The organism is Staphylococcus pasteuri (assembly GCF_003970495.1).
Lineage (GTDB): Bacteria > Bacillota > Bacilli > Staphylococcales > Staphylococcaceae > Staphylococcus > Staphylococcus pasteuri.
In genome coordinates this window covers 17,856-37,613 of record NZ_RXWW01000005.1, presented here as the reverse complement: position 1 = coordinate 37,613, position 19,758 = coordinate 17,856, and the positions used below count along the sequence as shown (strand labels likewise).

Annotated in this window: 17 protein-coding genes, 1 tRNA gene and 1 rRNA gene; all 19 read right to left on the bottom strand. The window is 32.7% G+C overall.

The features are described 5' to 3' along the window. Positions 1 to 2: 2 nt before the first annotated feature. Positions 3 to 78: transfer RNA gene (locus CD121_RS00770), tRNA-Val, on the bottom strand. Positions 79 to 89: 11 nt separating this feature from the next. Continuing rightward, positions 90 to 204, bottom strand: a 5S ribosomal RNA gene (gene rrf, locus CD121_RS00765). 382 nt (positions 205 to 586) lie between these two features. Then, positions 587 to 2,074, bottom strand: a complete 1,488-nt coding sequence (lysS, locus tag CD121_RS00760; protein ID WP_126567273.1) for a lysine--tRNA ligase — start codon at positions 2,072 to 2,074, stop codon at positions 587 to 589. 293 nt (positions 2,075 to 2,367) lie between these two features. Continuing rightward, a complete protein-coding gene (folK, locus tag CD121_RS00755) occupies positions 2,368 to 2,847 on the bottom strand; it encodes a 2-amino-4-hydroxy-6-hydroxymethyldihydropteridine diphosphokinase (protein ID WP_017638124.1) in 480 nt (159 codons plus the stop codon). Next, positions 2,848 to 3,213 (bottom strand): dihydroneopterin aldolase, encoded by a 366-nt coding sequence (gene folB / locus CD121_RS00750; RefSeq protein ID WP_126567272.1) that lies wholly within the window; start codon positions 3,211 to 3,213, stop codon positions 2,848 to 2,850. Beyond that, positions 3,191 to 3,994, bottom strand: coding sequence for a dihydropteroate synthase (gene folP / locus CD121_RS00745; protein WP_017638126.1), 804 nt, complete (start codon positions 3,992 to 3,994; stop codon positions 3,191 to 3,193). The genes folB and folP overlap by 23 nt, the downstream gene beginning before the upstream one ends. 197 nt (positions 3,995 to 4,191) lie before the next feature. After that, positions 4,192 to 5,124 carry a cysteine synthase A gene (gene cysK, locus CD121_RS00740; RefSeq protein WP_017638127.1) on the bottom strand — a complete coding sequence of 311 codons (933 nt, stop codon included), beginning with the start codon at positions 5,122 to 5,124 and terminating at the stop codon, positions 4,192 to 4,194. A 195-nt stretch (positions 5,125 to 5,319) separates the two neighbouring features. Beyond that, entirely contained in the window at positions 5,320 to 6,201 is an 882-nt protein-coding gene (gene hslO / locus CD121_RS00735) for an Hsp33 family molecular chaperone HslO (RefSeq protein WP_126567271.1), read from the bottom strand. A gap of 248 nt (positions 6,202 to 6,449) precedes the next feature. Then, the gene (gene ftsH, locus CD121_RS00730) at positions 6,450 to 8,510 is read right to left on the bottom strand and encodes an ATP-dependent zinc metalloprotease FtsH (protein WP_017638129.1); all 2,061 of its coding nucleotides are present in this window, start codon (positions 8,508 to 8,510) and stop codon (positions 6,450 to 6,452) included. 278 nt (positions 8,511 to 8,788) lie between these two features. Then, entirely contained in the window at positions 8,789 to 9,325 is a 537-nt protein-coding gene (gene hpt / locus CD121_RS00725; protein ID WP_017638130.1) for a hypoxanthine phosphoribosyltransferase, read from the bottom strand. A 3-nt stretch (positions 9,326 to 9,328) separates the two neighbouring features. Continuing rightward, positions 9,329 to 10,627, bottom strand: coding sequence for a tRNA lysidine(34) synthetase TilS (gene tilS, locus CD121_RS00720; protein WP_181300419.1), 1,299 nt, complete (start codon positions 10,625 to 10,627; stop codon positions 9,329 to 9,331). Between the two features lie 157 nt (positions 10,628 to 10,784). Then, positions 10,785 to 11,192, bottom strand: coding sequence for a S1 domain-containing RNA-binding protein (locus CD121_RS00715; RefSeq protein ID WP_029056251.1), 408 nt, complete (start codon positions 11,190 to 11,192; stop codon positions 10,785 to 10,787). Between the two features lie 93 nt (positions 11,193 to 11,285). Continuing rightward, entirely contained in the window at positions 11,286 to 11,684 is a 399-nt protein-coding gene (gene divIC / locus CD121_RS00710) for a cell division protein DivIC (RefSeq protein WP_017638133.1), read from the bottom strand. Between the two features lie 20 nt (positions 11,685 to 11,704). Continuing rightward, the gene (locus CD121_RS00705; RefSeq protein ID WP_046467536.1) at positions 11,705 to 11,971 is read right to left on the bottom strand and encodes an RNA-binding S4 domain-containing protein; all 267 of its coding nucleotides are present in this window, start codon (positions 11,969 to 11,971) and stop codon (positions 11,705 to 11,707) included. Next, positions 11,971 to 13,158 (bottom strand): MazG nucleotide pyrophosphohydrolase domain-containing protein, encoded by a 1,188-nt coding sequence (locus CD121_RS00700; protein ID WP_029056250.1) that lies wholly within the window; start codon positions 13,156 to 13,158, stop codon positions 11,971 to 11,973. The genes CD121_RS00705 and CD121_RS00700 overlap by 1 nt, the downstream gene beginning before the upstream one ends. After that, a complete protein-coding gene (locus CD121_RS00695) occupies positions 13,158 to 14,684 on the bottom strand; it encodes a polysaccharide biosynthesis protein (RefSeq protein WP_126567270.1) in 1,527 nt (508 codons plus the stop codon). Before CD121_RS00695 ends, CD121_RS00700 begins: the two co-directional genes overlap by 1 nt. Continuing rightward, positions 14,674 to 18,183: a transcription-repair coupling factor gene (mfd, locus tag CD121_RS00690; protein WP_046467534.1), complete on the bottom strand. Its 3,510-nt coding sequence runs from the start codon at positions 18,181 to 18,183 to the stop codon at positions 14,674 to 14,676. The genes CD121_RS00695 and mfd overlap by 11 nt, the downstream gene beginning before the upstream one ends. Continuing rightward, positions 18,180 to 18,752, bottom strand: coding sequence for an aminoacyl-tRNA hydrolase (gene pth, locus CD121_RS00685; RefSeq protein ID WP_126567269.1), 573 nt, complete (start codon positions 18,750 to 18,752; stop codon positions 18,180 to 18,182). The genes mfd and pth overlap by 4 nt, the downstream gene beginning before the upstream one ends. Positions 18,753 to 18,983: 231 nt before the next feature. Further along, entirely contained in the window at positions 18,984 to 19,649 is a 666-nt protein-coding gene (locus CD121_RS00680; RefSeq protein ID WP_017638139.1) for a 50S ribosomal protein L25/general stress protein Ctc, read from the bottom strand. Between the last annotated feature and the right edge of the window lie 109 nt (positions 19,650 to 19,758).

The following is a 19,758-nucleotide window of genomic DNA, read 5'->3' as shown; positions in this document are numbered from 1 at the left end:
AATGGTGGAGAATGACGGGTTCGAACCGCCGACCCTCTGCTTGTAAGGCAGATGCTCTCCCAGCTGAGCTAATTCTCCTGTTATCTATTGCCTGGCAACGTCCTACTCTAGCGGAACGTTAGTCCGACTACCATCGGCGCTAAAGAGCTTAACTTCTGTGTTCGGCATGGGAACAGGTGTGACCTCTTTGCTATTGTCACCAGACAAATTAACTTACTTTATTAATGATAAACGTTTGTTTGATTGATTTCAATAGTCAATTTTACACTTTATTAAAAAGAATTTTACATTCTCTTTACTTCCTCTGTGTTTTTGACGACTTTTATATATTACTTCATTTGTTTTATAAAGTCAATGGTTTGTTTCAAGTTTTTTAAAAAACTTAGAATTAAGTCCGTTCAACTTTTCCACTTGAATTATTCTATCACATCTCTACTCACTAAACTATAGGTATTATTACTTTCTATCAATAAATTTGTTACTTTTTCAAACTAAAGGTAACAAATTGTTTAATCATTATTTTTCATTTTTATAATAAAACAAAAGCACTAACCACCTGAGTGATTAGCGCTTATATAGAAATCATTTATTTTTGTCTCATATATGGGAATAATAATACATCTCTAATTGATGGAGAATCAGTTAATAGCATAACCAATCTATCAATTCCGATTCCTAAACCACCTGTTGGAGGCATACCATATTCTAATGCTTCAATATAGTCTTCATCCATTTCATGTGCTTCATCATTACCTTGTTCTTTTTCAACTAATTGAGCTTCAAATCTTTCTTTTTGATCGATAGGATCATTTAACTCAGTGAATGCATTGGCATGTTCTCTACCTACAATGAATAGCTCGAATCTGTCTGTAAATCTTGGATCTTCCGGATTCTTTTTAGCCAATGGTGAAATATCAATTGGATGACCATATATAAACGTTGGTTGAATTAATGTTTCTTCTACTTTTTGTTCAAAGAATTCATTTAATATGTGACCATACTTCATGTTTCCAGTAATTTCAATACCATGTTCTTTAGCTAGTGCTTTAGCTTCTTCATCTGATTTAACTTCATAAAAGTCTACGCCAGTAGCTTCTTTAACTGCATCAACAATGTGCAATCTTGTCCAAGAAGACTCTAAGTCGATTTCAGTACCATTATATTGAACTTTAGCTGAACCAAGCACTTTTTGTGCAATGTGTCTAACCATTGATTCTGTTAGGTCCATAATGTCATGATAATCTGCATATGCCTCATATAATTCAATCATTGTGAATTCTGGATTATGTCGTGTAGATACACCTTCGTTACGGAATACACGTCCGATTTCGTATACTTTTTCTAGTCCACCTACAATTAATCGTTTTAAATGTAGTTCGATAGCAATACGCATATATAAAGTAGCATCTAATGCATTGTGATGAGTAACAAATGGTCTAGCAGCAGCACCACCAGCAATTTGGTGCATCATAGGCGTTTCTACTTCTAAGAAACCTTGTTTGTTTAAGTAATTACGCATTTCTTGAATAATCTTACTACGATTAATAAATGTACGCGTACTATTTTGGTTAGTGATTAAATCTAAGTAACGTTGACGGTAACGTTGCTCAATATCTTGCAATCCATGGAATTTATCAGGTAATGGTCTTAAAGCTTTAGTTAATAAAGTAAATGATTTAGCTTTTACTGATAATTCACCAGTATTAGTTTTGAACATTACACCTTCAACACCAACAATGTCTCCTAAGTCAGCGTTTTTCCATAAATCAAATTGTTCATCTCCAACTTGATCTTTTCTTACATAGATTTGGATTTGCCCTGATAAATCTTGAACATGTGCAAATCCCGCTTTACCTTTACCACGTTTAGTCATAATGCGTCCAGCTATAGCTACATGGCTTTGTTCTTCTTTTTCATGTAATTCTTCTTTTGAGAATTCGTCCCAATCTGTTTTTAGCTCAGATGCTGATGCAGAACGATCATATCTTTGACCAAATGGATCAATTCCTAAATCTCTTAATTCTTGTAATTTTTGTCGACGGACCTGCATTTGGTCATTCATTTCTTCTGACATAACTTTCTCTCCTTTAGGCTTCTTGTTTTCAGTTAATTATTTTATACGTTCTAGTTGGAAATATTATAAATTAGCAACCATTTGTTGTTCTATTGATACTTGATACAATGTTTTTAATTCCAAAAATTATTTTAGCACTTTTAAGATGCTAAAAGCATATTTCCCTTTTCTATAACATAACGTCAATATAGTTACCTTTCAATTCTACTAAACCATAAAGATGTTATAAAGGAATTTTTACTTTATCCTAACGCATGAGTTTAAATCCATTATAAAATAAATGCTTTTTCAATTTATTCTTTGTACTTTTTAACTGTATTATCCTCAGTGACTATTGACCCAATCGTTTTATTAGAGCGAGGTTCAATTTGTTTAGAGGCAATGTCGTTCAATGGAATCAATACAAAAGCACGCTCAACCATTCTAGGATGAGGTACTACCAAATCATTCTCTTCTATAATGTTATTTCCATATAATAATATATCTATATCTAATGTACGAGGTCCCCATCTAATTTTTCTAACACGATGAAGTTCTTGTTCTGTATCTAAACAACATGTTAACAATTGTCTTGCTGTTAATGTTGTTTCAATTTCTATACATAAATTTAAAAATTTAGGCTGATCGGTATACCCTACTGGATCTGTTTCATATATAGGGGATATATCTGTAACATCAATATTTTCGTATTGATTTAAGATTTGAATAGCTTGCTTTAATTGTTGCTCTCTGTCGCCTATATTACTTCCCAAACCTAAATATGCTTTAATCATTTAATGACTCTCCCTCACTATTTCAATACCTACTCCATCGTAGTGACCAGATATAGGTGGGTTCTCTTTAGTGATTCTAACTTTTGTTTCCATTACACGATTATAGTGTGAATTTATACGTTTTGCAATACGTTCAGCTAGATGCTCGAGTAAATTCGAAGGCTCACCCTCAACAATAGATTTTACATCTTCAAACACTTCTCCATAATGGACTGTATCCTTTACATCATCTGACTTACCAGCGTCTTTCAAATCAACTTTTAAAGTGAGATCTACAACAAATATTTGTCCTATTTCATTTTCAGCTGACAATGCCCCATGATATCCGTAAAAACGCATTCCATTAAGAAATATGATGTCTTTCATTTTCATTCTCCTTTAAAAAGTCCATACCTTGTGCAATTCGAGCGTTGAGTTCGACATGGTGAACTCTGACAGCTTTAACGCCCTTCATTATACCATAGGCAGTTGTTGATGCTGTAGCTTCATCCCTCTCTAAAGGTTTGGTATCTTTACCTATCATTTCCTTAATAAACCTTTTACGACTAGTCGCAAGTAATACCGGATATTCTGTAGCTACTAATTCATCAAGTCGAGCCATCACTTCATTTTCTTCTTCACGTGTTTTCGCAAAACCTATACCTGGATCAAGCCAAATTTTTTCTTGAGGAATACCAGCCATCTCAGCTTTATTAGCTTGCGATAATAAAGTTACTAACATTTCATCGACAACTGGTTTATCTCTTTGTCCATCACCATTATGCATAAGTACGATTTCTGCATTGTAATTAGCGACAACTTCAAATATTTTAGGGTCAAACAATCCAGCCCATTGATCATTAATCATTGTAGCGCCTAATTTTAAACAAGCTTCAGCTACTTCACTTCTATATGTATCTATTGATATTTGTGTATCGAGTTCTATTAAAGACTTAACTACAGGTACAACTCTATCTAACTCTTCCTCAAGCGTAATTTCTTTATATCCTGGTCTTGTTGATACACCACCTACATCAATAATATCAACACCTTCATTTATCATTTCTTTCGCTCTTTCAACCGCATTTTCAACTGAATTGTATTTTCCACCATCTGAAAATGAGTCTGGCGTAACGTTAAGTATGCCCATAATTTTTGTTTTTGACATTTAATCACCTTTTCATTTCATTAATATAAATATCATTAGTCTCACTTATAATGATATCATTACTCACATAATAATTTCAGTGTCAAAATCAGAATGTTCGATAATTATATCGATTAATCTGTAAATAAAATGATTTCACTTACAATAAGACATAAAAAATAGCGGAGTTACACACCCCGCTAATACATCTATTATAATTAATCATCGAATGAGTATAAAGGTGTAGATAAGTAACGTTCACCATTACTTGGTAATACTGTTACTACTGTTTTACCTTTACCTAATTCTTTTGCTTTTTGAATGGCTGCATGAATAGCTGCACCTGAAGAAATACCTGATAAGATACCTTCTTCTTTAGCAACACGACGTGCCATTTCCATTGCTGTTTCATTTCCTACTTTAATAATACTGTCGTAAATATCAGTATTTAACGTATCTGGAACAAATCCTGCACCTAAACCTTGTAATTTATGTGGTCCTGGTTCTCCACCACTAAGTACTGGAGATGCTTCTGGTTCAATAGCCACAATTTCAATTTCAGGATATTGTTTTCTTAATACTTTACCTACACCTGAAAGTGTACCACCAGTTCCAACACCAGCTAAGAACGCATCAATTTTTTTACCTTCAAATTGTTCTACTAATTCTGGACCTGTTGTAAGTTCATGAATTTCAGGGTTTGCTTGGTTTTCGAATTGTTGTGGTTCAAAATAACCGTGTTCTTCTTTTAATTCTTTAGCTTTTTTAATAGCGCCTTTCATAGCTTCTGATCCTGGAGTTAATACTAATTCAGCACCATATGCTTTTAATAAGTTACGACGTTCCTGACTCATTGTTTCAGGCATAGTAAATACTGCTTTATAACCTTTTGCTGCACAGACAAATGCTAAACCAATACCTGTGTTACCACTTGTCGGTTCTACAATTGTATCACCAGGTTTAATTTTTCCTTCTTTTTCAGCTTTTTCAATCATAGCTAATGCGATACGGTCTTTTACTGAACCGCCTGGATTTTGATATTCTAATTTAACATAAATATCTGCTGCATCTTCATCAACAACATTTCTCAACTTAACTACAGGTGTATTTCCAATTATTTGTGTAATATTTTCTACTGGTTTTTGTGCCATTAAAAACACTCCTTTTCAACGAAATTAATAAAGCTTAGTCTTTTTATCGGATATCTTTATTCTATCAGAATTTTCTCAAAATACAAATATATTTTATTTATACTGAAATTGAGTAATTGTTATACATTTTAAAATCTTCCCTAAACCAAATTAAAGTAAACGTTAACTCAAAATACTACCAATATATTAATTAATTTAAGCCATAGATTCTAATAATTGATTTAATTCGGATTCACTATAATTGTATTTATTACCACAGAAGTGACAAACTGCTTCTGCACCATGATCTTCTTTAATCATATCGGATATTTCAGCTTCTCCTAATCCTTTGATTGCGTTCAAGAATTTTTCATGACTGCAATTACATTCGAATTGTACTGGAGAAGTTTCCAATATTTGAACGTTATCTTCTCCAAGTATTTCATTTAAAATACCTTCAGGTGTTAGGCCTTGTTCAATTAATTTAGATACAGGTGTCATTTGGTTAATAGCTTCTTCCAACTTATTAATAGTTTCTTCTTTAGCTCCCGGCATTACTTGTATAATAAATCCACCGGCTGCTTTAATTGTGTTATCAGGATTAACAAGTACACCTAATCCAACTGATGAAGGTGTTTGTTCACTTGTAGCATAATAATAAGTGAAGTCTTCTCCTAATTCACCTGATACAATTGGACTTGATCCAGAAAAGTAATCTTTCATACCTACATCTTTAACTACTTGAATTGAGCCTTCTGTCCCAACTGCTCTTCTTACATCTAATTTTCCTTGTTCATTTAAAGGAAAATGCGTTTGTGGATGGTCTACGTAAGCGCGTACGTTACCTTTTGCATCCGCATCCGCAATAATTTTCCCTATTGGACCGCGACCATCAACTGTTACTGTTAATTTTTGAGTTCCTTTTAACATTGCGCCCATCATTACCGTAGCAGTCATTGTTCTTCCCATTGCTGCTGAGGCTGTTGGCCATGTATAGTGTCTTGTTTGTGCTTCTTGAACTGATTCAGTTGTTAATGAAGCATATGCTCTTATTTCTCTATCAAATGCTAGGGCTTTAACTATATAATCATGTGTCATTATTTATTTCTCCTTTTAATGAGGTTCTCTATTATTTATCATTTCATATTTTGAATATCATTTTCGAATAACTATTATACATCTGTTGCTTATTTTCATGAAATTATTTGTTTCACATTATATTTACTTTGCTTTTTAAAAGAAGAATCGAGTTTCGCTATAGTCTAAGCTAACTTTCTTCTCTCGCTATTATTTATATAAAAAACATCCCCTTACTATTACAGTAAGGGGATTGAACTAAGAACTAATTATTCTCTATGATTTGGATCATTAGGATTATATGGTTTATCAATGTTTGGTGATTGTTCATGTCCTGTTGATTCAGTATCTGATTCATCATTATCATGATCACTTTCACCGTCATTATTATCTAAAGATTGTTCTTTTCGAACATCTTCATATGATTTACCATATTTACCATCTTTGAATTCTGAGTCAGTTTCTGTTACAACTTCTGCAGAATCATAATCAACTTCAGGTAATTTACCTTCATGGAATAATGATTGAATTTGTTCTGCAACCAATGTTTCCTCAGTAAGTAATGTCTTAGCAATAAGTTTTAATTGTTCTTGATGTTCTAATAAGATTTCTTTACAACGTTCATATTGTTCTTTAACAATACGTTGTACTTCTTTATCAATTTCATAAGCAATTTGACCTGAGTAATTTGGTTCACCTTGCATATCTTTACCTAAGAATACTTGGCCATTACCGCTACTAGAGAATTGTAAAGGTCCGAGTTTTTTACTCATACCATATTCAGTAACCATTGATCGAGCAATTTGTGTAGCTCTTTCAAAGTCGTTTGAAGCACCTGTAGAAACCTCACCGAAGTTAATATCTTCTGATACACGACCACCAAGTAAACCACAAATTTTATCTAATAGTTCTGGTTCTGTCATTAAGAATCGGTCTTGTTTAGGTAACATCATCGCATAACCACCAGCTTGTCCACGTGGAACGATAGTCACTTTGTGAACAACTTCTGCTTCATCAAGTACCATACCAATAATAGTATGACCTGCTTCGTGGTGAGCAACAATATTTCTTTCTTTATCAGAGATAACACGTGATTTCTTAGCTGGACCAGCGATGACACGGTCTGTCGCTTCTTCTATATCACGCATGTCAATTTTGTTCTTGCCTTCACGTGCAGCAATTAATGATGCTTCGTTTAATAAGTTTTCTAAGTCAGCACCAGAGAAACCTGGTGTTCTTTGAGAAATAGCTTTTAAATCAACAGTTTCATCAAGTGGTTTGTTTTTAGCATGTACATGTAAAATAGCTTCACGACCCTTAACATCGGGACGACCAACTTGAATTTGTCTGTCAAAACGTCCAGGACGTAATAACGCTGGGTCTAAAATGTCAGGACGGTTTGTAGCAGCAATCATGATGATACCTTCATTTTCACCAAAGCCATCCATTTCAACTAATAATTGGTTAAGTGTTTGTTCACGTTCGTCGTGTCCACCACCAACACCTGCACCACGTTGACGACCTACAGCATCGATCTCATCGATAAAGATAATACATGGTGCATTTTTCTTAGCATTTTCAAATAAGTCACGTACACGACTTGCACCAACACCGACAAACATCTCAACAAAGTCTGAACCACTTATTGAGAAGAATGGTGCGCCGGCTTCACCAGCAACAGCACGTGCAAGTAATGTTTTACCAGTACCTGGAGGTCCAACAAGTAAAACACCTTTTGGTATTCTAGAACCCATTTGTTTAAATTTCTTGTTATCTTTTAAGAAGTCTACAATTTCTACAAGTTCTTGTTTCTCTTCATCTGCACCTGCAACATCTGAGAAACGAACACGGCGTTTACTGCTATCGTACATTTTAGCTTTGGATTTACCAAAGTTCATCATACGACCGCCGCCACCGCCACCTTGAGCTTGGCTAAGGAAGAAAATAAATAATAATGCAATGATTAAAACAGGAATCAATGTTGTTAGAATACTAACAAACACACTTTGTTCTTCTTCTTCTTTAACTGTAAATTTCAATCCATCTTGTTTCTGAGCTGTATCAGTAATTTTTTGTAAATCTTTTTCGTTGTTAAATAAAATTGTTGATGAATAATCTTCACCTTTTTTTGTTTTACCGCTTACCATGTATACGTTTTGTTCAGGTTGAATTTCTAATGATTTTAAATCGCCTTTATCCAATTTACTAACAAACTGCGTATATGTAAGTTGCTTTGGCATATTTCCATTACCATTTAGGAAAGAAAAAAGGCCAAATATTATAACGCCTATAATTGCGATAACTAGCACATTGCGAAACGCTTTCTGCATGTGTCATTTCCTCCTACTTCCAATAATAAAACTAACAAAAATTGTAACACAATACATCTTGACCAGGCTACTATTTCAACTTTAGTATTGGTTCTTCAATTTTAGTCAACTTCCACTATATAGATTTTTAATTTTTAGTTATATCATGATTTAAAAATAAGTAATGTCATGTTTAATTTAGACATCGTGATTTAAATTGAGTCTACACTAAAATGATGTTTAATCATAGTAATAAAACATCGTACCCAACTTTTTAACATCAAAATTAACTTGTTACTTTATGAATATACTTCCGGTTTTAAAGTGCCGATGTAAGGTAAGTTTCTATAATGTTCTCCGTAATCAAGTCCGTATCCAACTACAAACTCGTCAGGAATTTTTTTACCTACGTATTTTGCTTCAATATTAGCTTTTCTACGATTTGGTTTATCTAATAAAGTAACAATTTCTAATGAGTTTACTTTTCTTGATTGTAATAATTCAGTAATTGATTTCAATGTTGTACCAGTTTCTAAAATATCTTCAATAATTAAGACATCTTTGTTTTCAATAGAAGAACCTAAATCTTTGATGATTTGAACTTCACCAGTTGATTCAGTACCACCGTGATAACTTGACACATCCATAAAATCAATCGATAAATGTGTATCAATACGTTTGATTAAATCCGCCATAAACATGACTGATCCTTTTAAAATCCCAATACAAACAAGTGGTTTATCTTGATAATCTTTAGTCAACTGTTCTCCTAAGTCCTTACAAATGGTTTGAATTTCTTCTTCACTCATTACAATATTTTTTATATCCTTATGCATTTGCTATTCATCTCCAATATTTCTAATGTTTATATAATGTTTATAGTTTTTATTGATATATAACTGACCCACAGCGATAACATTTCCCTCTGCATTAATAACAATTGGTAAACGATTGCGTTCAATAGCATCGATTTTACAATCAATCAATAACCGACTTACTTTTTTATGTTTGTTTTCACTACCGTTTAATAAAAAACGGTCACCATTTTGACGTGTTCTTATAGTTAATGGTAATTGTTCTAACGGGAAATCTGATTGTATGATAATTTCATAATCTCCAAAGTGATATGTATGAGGTGTTTCGATGACTTTTATTGAACTTACATCGTTCATTTCTGTATTAGTCATTATTATAAATGTATCATATGAAATTTGAATTATCCATTTATCTGTAATATCAATCGTAAATTGTGATTTTTGACTTGCAAATTGGTCAAACCATGACTGATACATTTTATCAGATATTGAAGTTGCTAAGGAGATTTTTTCAAATATTTGGTCAAGTACATGCACCTTTACATTATCTGTTAATTGATTAAAGCTGGTTCTTGGAATAGTAATTTTAGTTCGATTCGCCTTTATAAGAGCTTGTTCATCAATAAATTGGCTCGCTAAATTGCGAAGTGTTTCTAATTCTTGATCATGCCAAGATTTTAACTTTAATAAGTGGTCGATACTTAATTGCTCGTTGTCTAAAATCGCAGGTAAAATACGATTACGTATATCATTTCTTACATATACGTTTTTGTGATTTGATGCATCTTCATAAAATGGAACATGAAATTCCGATTGATACTTCTTAATTTGATCTTTAGAAATATTTAATAACGGCCGACAAAGTTTATAATGTTGACGATTTGATTCATAAGCAATGCCCAGAGTACTACGAGTAAATCTCCCTGTAAACAACCTATAAAATATAGTCTCAATTTGATCATCTTGATGATGTGCTGTTAATAATACATCAGCCTTAAGTTTTTTCATCATAAAATCAAACCAGTCGTAGCGATATTGACGCGATTCGTTTTGAATACTATTTCCCGCTTCTACGATATTATTTAAATCAAGGTGTTTAATATAATAGTCAATATGGTGTTTTTCGCAAAACGTTTTAAAGAACGTTTCTTCCTCTGCTGATTCTTGTCGTAAGCCATGATTAACATGAATGCATGTTAATTTACGATATGTATGTTGATATTCATTTAATAAAAGATGTAATAGGCACATGCTATCTATTCCTGTTGATACAGCTAATACAATATGGTCATCTTTTGACCAACCTGTTGAATTCATTTCCATCAACTATTCACCTCCGCACAAGCTAATCAAATACCAAATCATCATTACAATAAAAATAGACTGCTCCTTCATCAAGAAACAGTCTTAGATTGTCTGTCCATTTACAGAAACTCACAATACAAAAGTTATATTATTGTAACAGACTTAATTTATGAAATTAACGTTTTGAACCTTTACCGCCTCGTCTAGATTCAGTTTGACGTTTTATAGAAGTTAATTTATCTTCACTATCTTTTAAGAAGTTACTTAATTTCTTTTCAAAGTCTTCACCTTTTGGCGCTGGTTTACTTTGATTTGATTTATTATTATGATGTGGTTTACGTTGTGGGCGATCTTTAGCCTTTTTAATTGAAAGACTAATTTTGCCATCATCTGCAATTGAAAGTACTTTTACTTCTACTTCATCACCTAAAGATAAATGATCTTCCACATTTTCAACGTAGTTATCAGCCACTTCACTAATATGGACTAAGCCACTTTTCCCTTCAGGTAACTCAACGAATGCACCGAATTTTTTAATACCAGTGACTTTACCTTTAAGCTTGTTTCCTACTTCGATTGACATATTCTAAATAAATCCTCCCGATTTCATTCGATTTTAACTTTATTATATTCCTGTTGAAGCAATTTCACAATGCTATAATGAGATTTACTTTAATTAATTATCACTATCTGACGACTTAGACTTAGAGGATTTATTATCATTTGGCAACCTAAAAATAACTTCGCCTTTATTACTTAAATAATAATCATCTCGTGCCACTTTTTCTACGTAATCTTTATCATTTAAATTGTTTAGTTTCTCTTTTAAAGCAATCTCTTCATCTTGCTTTTTTTGATATTGTTCTTCTTTATGTTTTCGTTCTACAGCGTCTTTATCATTGCTGTGCTTTTGGACGACAAGCATAATGCATAATAAGATGATTATTGCTAACATGATTCCGCCAAATAAAGTGATTCTTCGGCGAACAACACGCATCTTTTTGCGTTGTCTTTGTTTCTTTTGGTTTTCTTTAGATGTATATTGATTACCAATATTTTCAACTTTATTATTCATTGCTTGTCACCTCTCTTTGTTTATTCAGATTCATTAATACGCTCTTCTTTAACTAATTCGTACATACCTTTAGCATTCTCTTTAGAAGCATGCTCATTTAATCCTGTAACATTAACAGTCACAAGTTTCTGTCCGAAGCGAATAACTAATACATCTCCAACTTTAACATCTGTTCCTGCTTTTGCTACATTGCCATTAATTGTAATACGTCCTTGATCACTAATTTCTTTAGCCAATGTACGACGTTTAATTAATCTAGATACTTTTAAAAATTTATCTAATCTCATTAATGATTCTCTCCTTGCTCTAAATATTGTTTAAGAGCCACTTCATCAAAATCTTTATTTTTTGTTTTATCATACAATGACATGAAATGGTCTGCAAATACTTTCTCAAATTTCACACGTGGTTGTTTGCCTTCCTTGGATTTAGCCGTCGCCCAAATTGATTTTAAATCATCAATTGATTCTGCTGATGCATCACTAAATATATGAGGATGTCGACGAATCATTTTAGCATTTAAGCTGGCAATCACTTCTTTAACATCAAAATAGCCTTCTTTTTTACCAATGCTTGTATGCAATAACACTTGTAACAGTATATCTCCAAGTTCTTCTACCATGTGCCAATCATCTTCATTATCGATAGCTTCAAATAACTCAAACGTTTCTTCTAGTAAATAACGTTTAAGCGTTTGGTGTGTTTGAACTTTGTCCCAAGGGCAACCTTTTTCATCATCAACTAATAAATCGATCGTCTGCTCTGCAAAATCAAAGTCATTATAAAGTGCCTCTGATTCTATAACTTGAGGGACAAAAACACTAGTTAAGTTATTAAACGCATCTTCAAAATGATCAAGTTCATATAATGCACATTGCGTCACTTGTGCTTCACCAGTACGTGCACCTGTCACAATTGCTACCTCATGTTCATCTGGATATCTTTCCATTAAAGTTAGCTTAATATCTGCTGCTACCATTTCACTATAAACTTGCGTAATAAGTGTATTTGTACGCACATTTAGTTGCACTTCTTTTAAAGATGTAGCATCAAGTAGTGTGAAACCATCATTAGGATCAACATTCACAGCTTCAAATACGTCATCGATGAAACTTTTACCACCTAGTACTTTTACATCTATATCGTTATTTTGTGCATGATACTCCATTAATTTCATAGTAGTCGTTTCTGCCACACGTGGATGCCCTGGAACTGCATAAACAATGTCTGATTGTTGTGCTTTATCAATCAATTGTTTAACAATTTCGTCATACACTTTTTCAAATTGGTCATTATTTTCATAAATATCATCGAAACCTTCAAATTCTATTTCATTTTTAAGGTCCTCAATAACTGGATGTTCAAGTGTACGTGCATATATCTTAGGTTGTTTTTGTATAAAACGATATATACCTAATGGCAAATCTTCTATACCATAGTTTCCTAAACCAATAATAGTAATAGTTTGTGTCATTAACGTCTTCCTCTCTTAAAATGATATAGCTTATCTCCTAAAGGTAAAAATTTAAGTTCTCTATAACTTAGTACATTAAAAATACCGACATATATCATAAACACACCTACGCCAATCAATGCACTAATCATTAAAGATATTAATCCAATTACACGACCATTAGATGGTAATACAAACATTATTATTTGGACTACAACTGACATTATAAACAGCCCGACCACTAATTTAATAATAAATTTACCCATTTGACTAAAATGATAGGATTTTAAGACTGCCCAATGTAATATAGCGCAAAAAATAATTAATGATAATACTGTACTTATACTTGCACCTAATATTTGTAATTGATGAATAAAAATAACATTCAATATAATCTTCATTAATAATCCGCTTATAAACCCAATTAAAATAGGCTTCGTATTATTAATTACTTGTAGTAAAGCTATATCCATCATGATTAATGATACACCAATTACTGTTAGCATATAAACACATAACGTGCTTGTTTGACTATCCGTCTTAAAAAACACTTGATTCATTAGCGGTAAAACATTAATTAGACCTACACCTGCTGCCGAACTAATTAAGACAGTTATTTTTAATGAGGCGTTAGCATATCGGTTCATTTGTATAGATTGCTTCTTTTGAATTGCATCAGTTAATAATGGAATTAAGACAAAACTAAATGTCGTTGTAACAATTAATCCCATTTGTATAAATGAAGCACCTCTATCATATACACCTTTTTGTTTAATCGCTTCTATAAACGTTAATCCTGTTGTTTTAAGCGTATGAATAACAGTAAAACTGTCTGCTACTTGCCATAAAATAACAATCAACTGACTTAATGCAAAAATAAGTATAGCAATGAGTAAGTTTTTCCAGCGGATTTTTTCTTTATCATTATTCAAATTTAATTTAAACGGTCGTTTAGCTAATAAATACAATGTCGAACCTAAAAATCCTATAGATGACGCAATAATTGCTAATGTTCCAGCTTGACATATAGACCAATGTTGTTTCACAAATAACAATATAGCTATCATGATTAAACATACTCGAATTAATTGTTCTATAACCTGGGAAATGGCGGGTATATTCATTTCTTGTTTTGATTGAAAATATCCTCTTAGGACACCTAATACACCTACAAAAATAAAACTAAAGCTCGCCATTCTAATCATCGGTGTTAAATGTACATCACCCATTAATTTAGCAATCATGTTTGCACTACTAAAAATCACAATACAAATTACAAAACCTACACTTTGTATTACTAATAATACTTTTGAAAAATATTGTTCATGTTGGTCTTTTCTTAAATTTTGTGTCACAGCACTTGGAATGGCATTCATAGACAAAATCATACCTAGCGCTACAATGGGGTATATTTGTTGATATGCATATAAACCTTCATCACCAAGTATATTTTGATAAGGTATTCTATAAATCGCACTTAAAATTTTAATAACAATTAATGCAATCGTTAGTATCACTACACCATTAAATGCGGGTTTATGCTTCATCTTGAATACTCATACTTTCTTCAATGCATTTAACTAAGAATTTTAAGTTATCTAACCATTGCTTAGACTTAGTAAGTGTCACTTTCATTGTGCCATTCTCAACGCCAACTTTCATTGATCTACCAAGTGGTTGAGTATTTTTAAATAATGCTTCGCCATCTATATCAGTAGTAGATTTCTCTGATAATAAAATTTGAATTTGTTTACCTAAATCTTTAATTTTTGTAATACCTGCATGTAAAGCATGCGTTTTGATTTCTACAATATCTAATAAACGTTCAACTTCTACTGGATATTCATTAAAACGATCGATTAATTCATCTTTGATATCCATAAGTTGTTCTTCTGACTCCACTTTTCGTAGTTTCTTATAAATTTCAATTTTAGCTTGTTCATTTTGAATGTATTCTGCTGGTAAATAGGCGTCTAAGTTGAGTTCAACTTCTACTTCAGGTGTATCTGGTGTTTCTTCTTTAATACCTCGTTTTTCATTAACTGCTTCTTCAAGCATTTGAGAGTATAAATCAAAGCCGACAGAATCTATAAATCCATGTTGCTGTTTACCAAGTAAATTACCGGCACCACGAATATTTAAATCACGCATAGCAATCTTGAATCCTGAACCTAGTTCAGTAAATTCTTTAATAGCTTGTAATCTTTCTTCAGCTGTTTCAGTTAATACTTTGTTTGTAGGGTGAAGGAAGTAAGCATAACCAATTCTACTTGAACGCCCTACACGTCCACGCAATTGATATAATTGACTTAGACCAAATCGATCCGCTTCTTCAATAATTAATGTATTGGCATTCGGAACATCTACACCTGTTTCGATAATCGTAGTCGTTACCAAAATATCATATTCGTGATTAATAAAACTCAACATCGTTTCTTCTAAATCTCGTTCTGTCATTTGACCGTGTGCAACAGCGATATTAGCATCAGGCATCAACATTTGAAGTTGTTCTCTCTTTTCATATATTGATTGAACTTTGTTATATAAATAAAATACTTGTCCGTCACGAGATAATTCTCTTTCTAACGCTTCTTTAATAAAATTCGTATTTTGTTCTAATACATACGTCTGTACTGGAAAACGATTTTCAGGTGGTGTTTCAATAACAGATAAGTCACGTACACCAAGCATACTCATATGCAATGTTCTAGGTATTGGAGTAGCTGTCAGTGTTAACACATCCACATTATTTTTCAATGTTTTAATTCTCTCTTTATGACGTACGCCAAAGCGTTGTTCTTCATCGACAATAAGCAATCCTAAATCTTTATAGTGTATATCTTTTCCAAGTAATTTATGAGTACCGACAACAATATCTACGTAACCAGATTTCAGTCCTTCTTTTGTTTCTTTTACCTCTTTTGTAGAACGGAAACGACTAATTAATTGAATTTCTACAGGGAAATCTTGCATACGTTCTATTAATGTTTCATAGTGTTGTTGCGCTAATATAGTAGTTGGTACTAAAAACGCAACTTGTTTACCTTCCATAACTGCTTTAAATGCAGCTCGTACAGCAACTTCTGTCTTACCGTAACCTACATCGCCACATAATAAGCGATCCATTGGACGTTCTCTTTCCATGTCACCTTTAATTTCTTCAATAGATTTACTTTGATCGGGTGTCAGTTCATATGGGAAGTCCAATTCGAAAGTAGATTGTTCTGCAGTGTCTGGGCCAAATTGGTAACCTACAGACATTTCTCTTTGTTTATATAAATCGATTAATTCGTCTGCAATATCCTCAACACTTTGTTGAACTTTTGCTTTAGTTTTTTTCCACTCTGTGCCACCAAGTTTGTTTAAACGTGGCGATTTATCTTCAGAAGCAACATATTTTTGTACTTGATCCATTTGATCTACAGGAACGAATAATTGATCGGTGCCCTTGTACTGTAACTTAATATAGTCTCTATGTTGTTCTCCAACTTCTAGCGTTTCTACACCTAAATATCGTCCTACACCGTGGTGGACATGGACGACATAGTCTCCTACATTTAAATCCTGATAGGACTTAATTTTTTCAGCATTAGACATTGTTTTCGTACGTTTACGTTGTTTTTTCTGTTTTGTTTTAAATAGTTCTCTTTCAGTTATCACAACTAATTGCATATAAGGTAATTCAAAACCTTCTGATAAGCTACCTTCTAAGACAACAGCTTGACCACTTGTCGAAGCTTGATCAATATTTGTCACTACAGGAATATGCATTTCGTTCAACATAGATTGTATGCGTTCTACTTTTGTTTCTGTCTCAACAAGAACGATAACAGCATATTCATTTTGAATAAATCTTTGGAATTCAGAACGCATAATATCATATTGACCATAAAACTGTTGAACTGGCTTACATGAAAACTTAATAATATGTTCTAATTCAACAGGCATAGAAGACGTAAATAAAGTAAAGTAAGCAACCGGCTTATCTTGTAGAAGATTTTCAAAGCCATCATACTGCATAAAACTTTGACCAATAAAACCATTACCACTTTCAATTAAGTTGCTTATAAAATCATCAACTTCAGTTGTCAAAGTTTCTTCTGTTTCTTTAATACGATTATATTCGTCAACTGCAATGACTACATCCTTAGAAAAATAATCAATAATAGTAGATGGTTGTTCATACATAAATGCCACTAATCTTCTTAACAATTGATGGTCAAAAAATGTAGATTCAAAGAGTTTGAAACTTTCATATGTTTCTTTCAAATCATTTCGTACAGATTTTTCTATTTTAGGTCTTGTTTCTTCATACGCTTCTTTTAAATGAGTTTGTAAATGATTGATGACCTCATCTGTAATAATATAATCACTCGCTGTCGTGATTTCTATACTTTCTAAATTATCATTAGATCTCTGAGTTTCAACATCAAAATCTCTAATAGAATCAATTTCTGTATCAAATAGTTCTATTCGGACAGGGGATCCAATTAGAGGATAAATATCAATGATTCCTCCTCTAAGAGAAAATTCCCCAATATGCGAAACCACACTTTCTCTGCGATATCCCATATTGACTAATTTATTTAAGAAATCATCAACTTCAATATCATCTCCAACATTCAATGTCATTTGATGATTGCGCCACATTTCTACCGGCGTTAACCATTTTTTCAATCCATTTAATGGGACGATAAATAACCCTTTCTTTCCATGAGCCAGTGCTGTTAGGGTTCTAACACGTTCACTCATGAGCTGAGGGCTTTGCGTAGAAAATTCTTCCGTCATGATATCTTGGACTGGATATTTATAAATTTCTTCATCACTGACGTATTGTAAAATATCTGCTTCGATTTTATCTGCTTGGTATAAGTTATTAGTCACTAATAACATTTGTTTATGGTCTGATAAATATTTTTCAGCAATCAATGTAGCTTTAGCTGAAGGGGATAGGCCAGTAACCAAAATATTATCTTGGCCAAACACTTGGTCTAATTCCTGAAAACGCTTATCTTCTTTTATATAGTTAGAAATGACTTGTCTCAATTGATTTCACCATTATATTCATTCATGACATTATCAAATCTAGATGTTACTATAAATGCTTCCACTGCATTTGCTGAATGTTCAATGACTTTCTCCATTGTCATCATTTCTTCTTTTGAAAAGCGTTGTAATACATAATCAGGAACAGACATACCATTCGTAGGTCGACCAACACCTATACGAATTCTTTTAAATTGATCAGTACCTAGCATTTTAATAATAGACTTCATACCATTGTGACCACCAGCGCTGCCTTTTTGACGCAAACGCACGTGTCCTTGATCTAAATCTAAGTCATCATATAATACAATAAGATCTTCTACATCTATATTATAATAATCCATTAACGGGGCTACTGCCTCACCGGATAAATTCATCATTGTCATTGGTTCAATAAGTAAAACTTTGTCACCATTCATTCTTTCAATAGTGTATGCACCTTTAAATTTTTGCTTATCTAATTTAAATCCATGACGCTCTAATATATAGTCAATGACTTCGAAGCCAATATTGTGTCTTGTAAGTTCAAATCGTTTACCAATATTTCCAAGACCTACAATACATTTCATATGTCGTTACCTCCAAAATTAATGTTTATCATTTAGTGACTATTCTTCAAATGATATATTGTCTCCGATTAAAATAACCAATCGTAAGTTAATCTTTATATCATTTATCAATACCACAATTTTATAATCATTCCCTATAATAACACAAAAAGCACTATGCTTATTAGTATAAGCATAGTGCTCGTCAATAAAGTTAAGAATCTTTATAAGATATTATAATTGATAATAATCTTATTCTTCTTCTTTATTTTCTTCTTCTTCGTTGTCGTCATTTTCTTCGCCAACGCGTTCTGGTTCTTCAGTAGCTGCTTCGCCTTCCATAGCTTCTACTTCTTCTTCAGTAGGTTCATCTGTTGGAGGAACTACTGTTACGATAGATTCTTCAGGATCGTTTTCGATAGTGAAGTCACCAGAAACTTTAATGTCAGCTACAGAATAGCTATCGTTGATATTTAATTCAGTGATATCAACTTCGATTGATTCTGGGATATTATCTGGAGTAGCAGTTACTTGTAAGTCGAATAATGGTTGTTCAACTACGCCGCCTTCTTTAGCGCCTACTGCTTCACCAACTAATTGAACTGGTACTTCTACAGTACGTTCTTCAGTCATGTTAATAGCTAAGAAGTCGATATGAGTGATTTGGTTTTTCAATGGATCGTATTGGTAATCTGATACCATTACTTTGATTGATTTAGAACCAACACCTAATTCGATAACACCGTTACGTCCTACTTCACGGATAACTTTGATAAATTCAACTTCATCAACTTTAACTGAAGTATTTTTTGTACCGTAACCATATACAACTGCAGGTACTTTACCAGCATTTCTAAGTTGTTTAAGGTCAGAACGAGTTTGTTTACCTTGACGGATGATTGACTTTAATGAAGTCATTCTATTTCCACCTTTCATCTTTCGCTCTTTTAATGAGCTCCTCACTTACCCATCAACATCAATCGTTGCTTGTAAGTGTTTATTTATTCGTATAATCACGAACGAATGT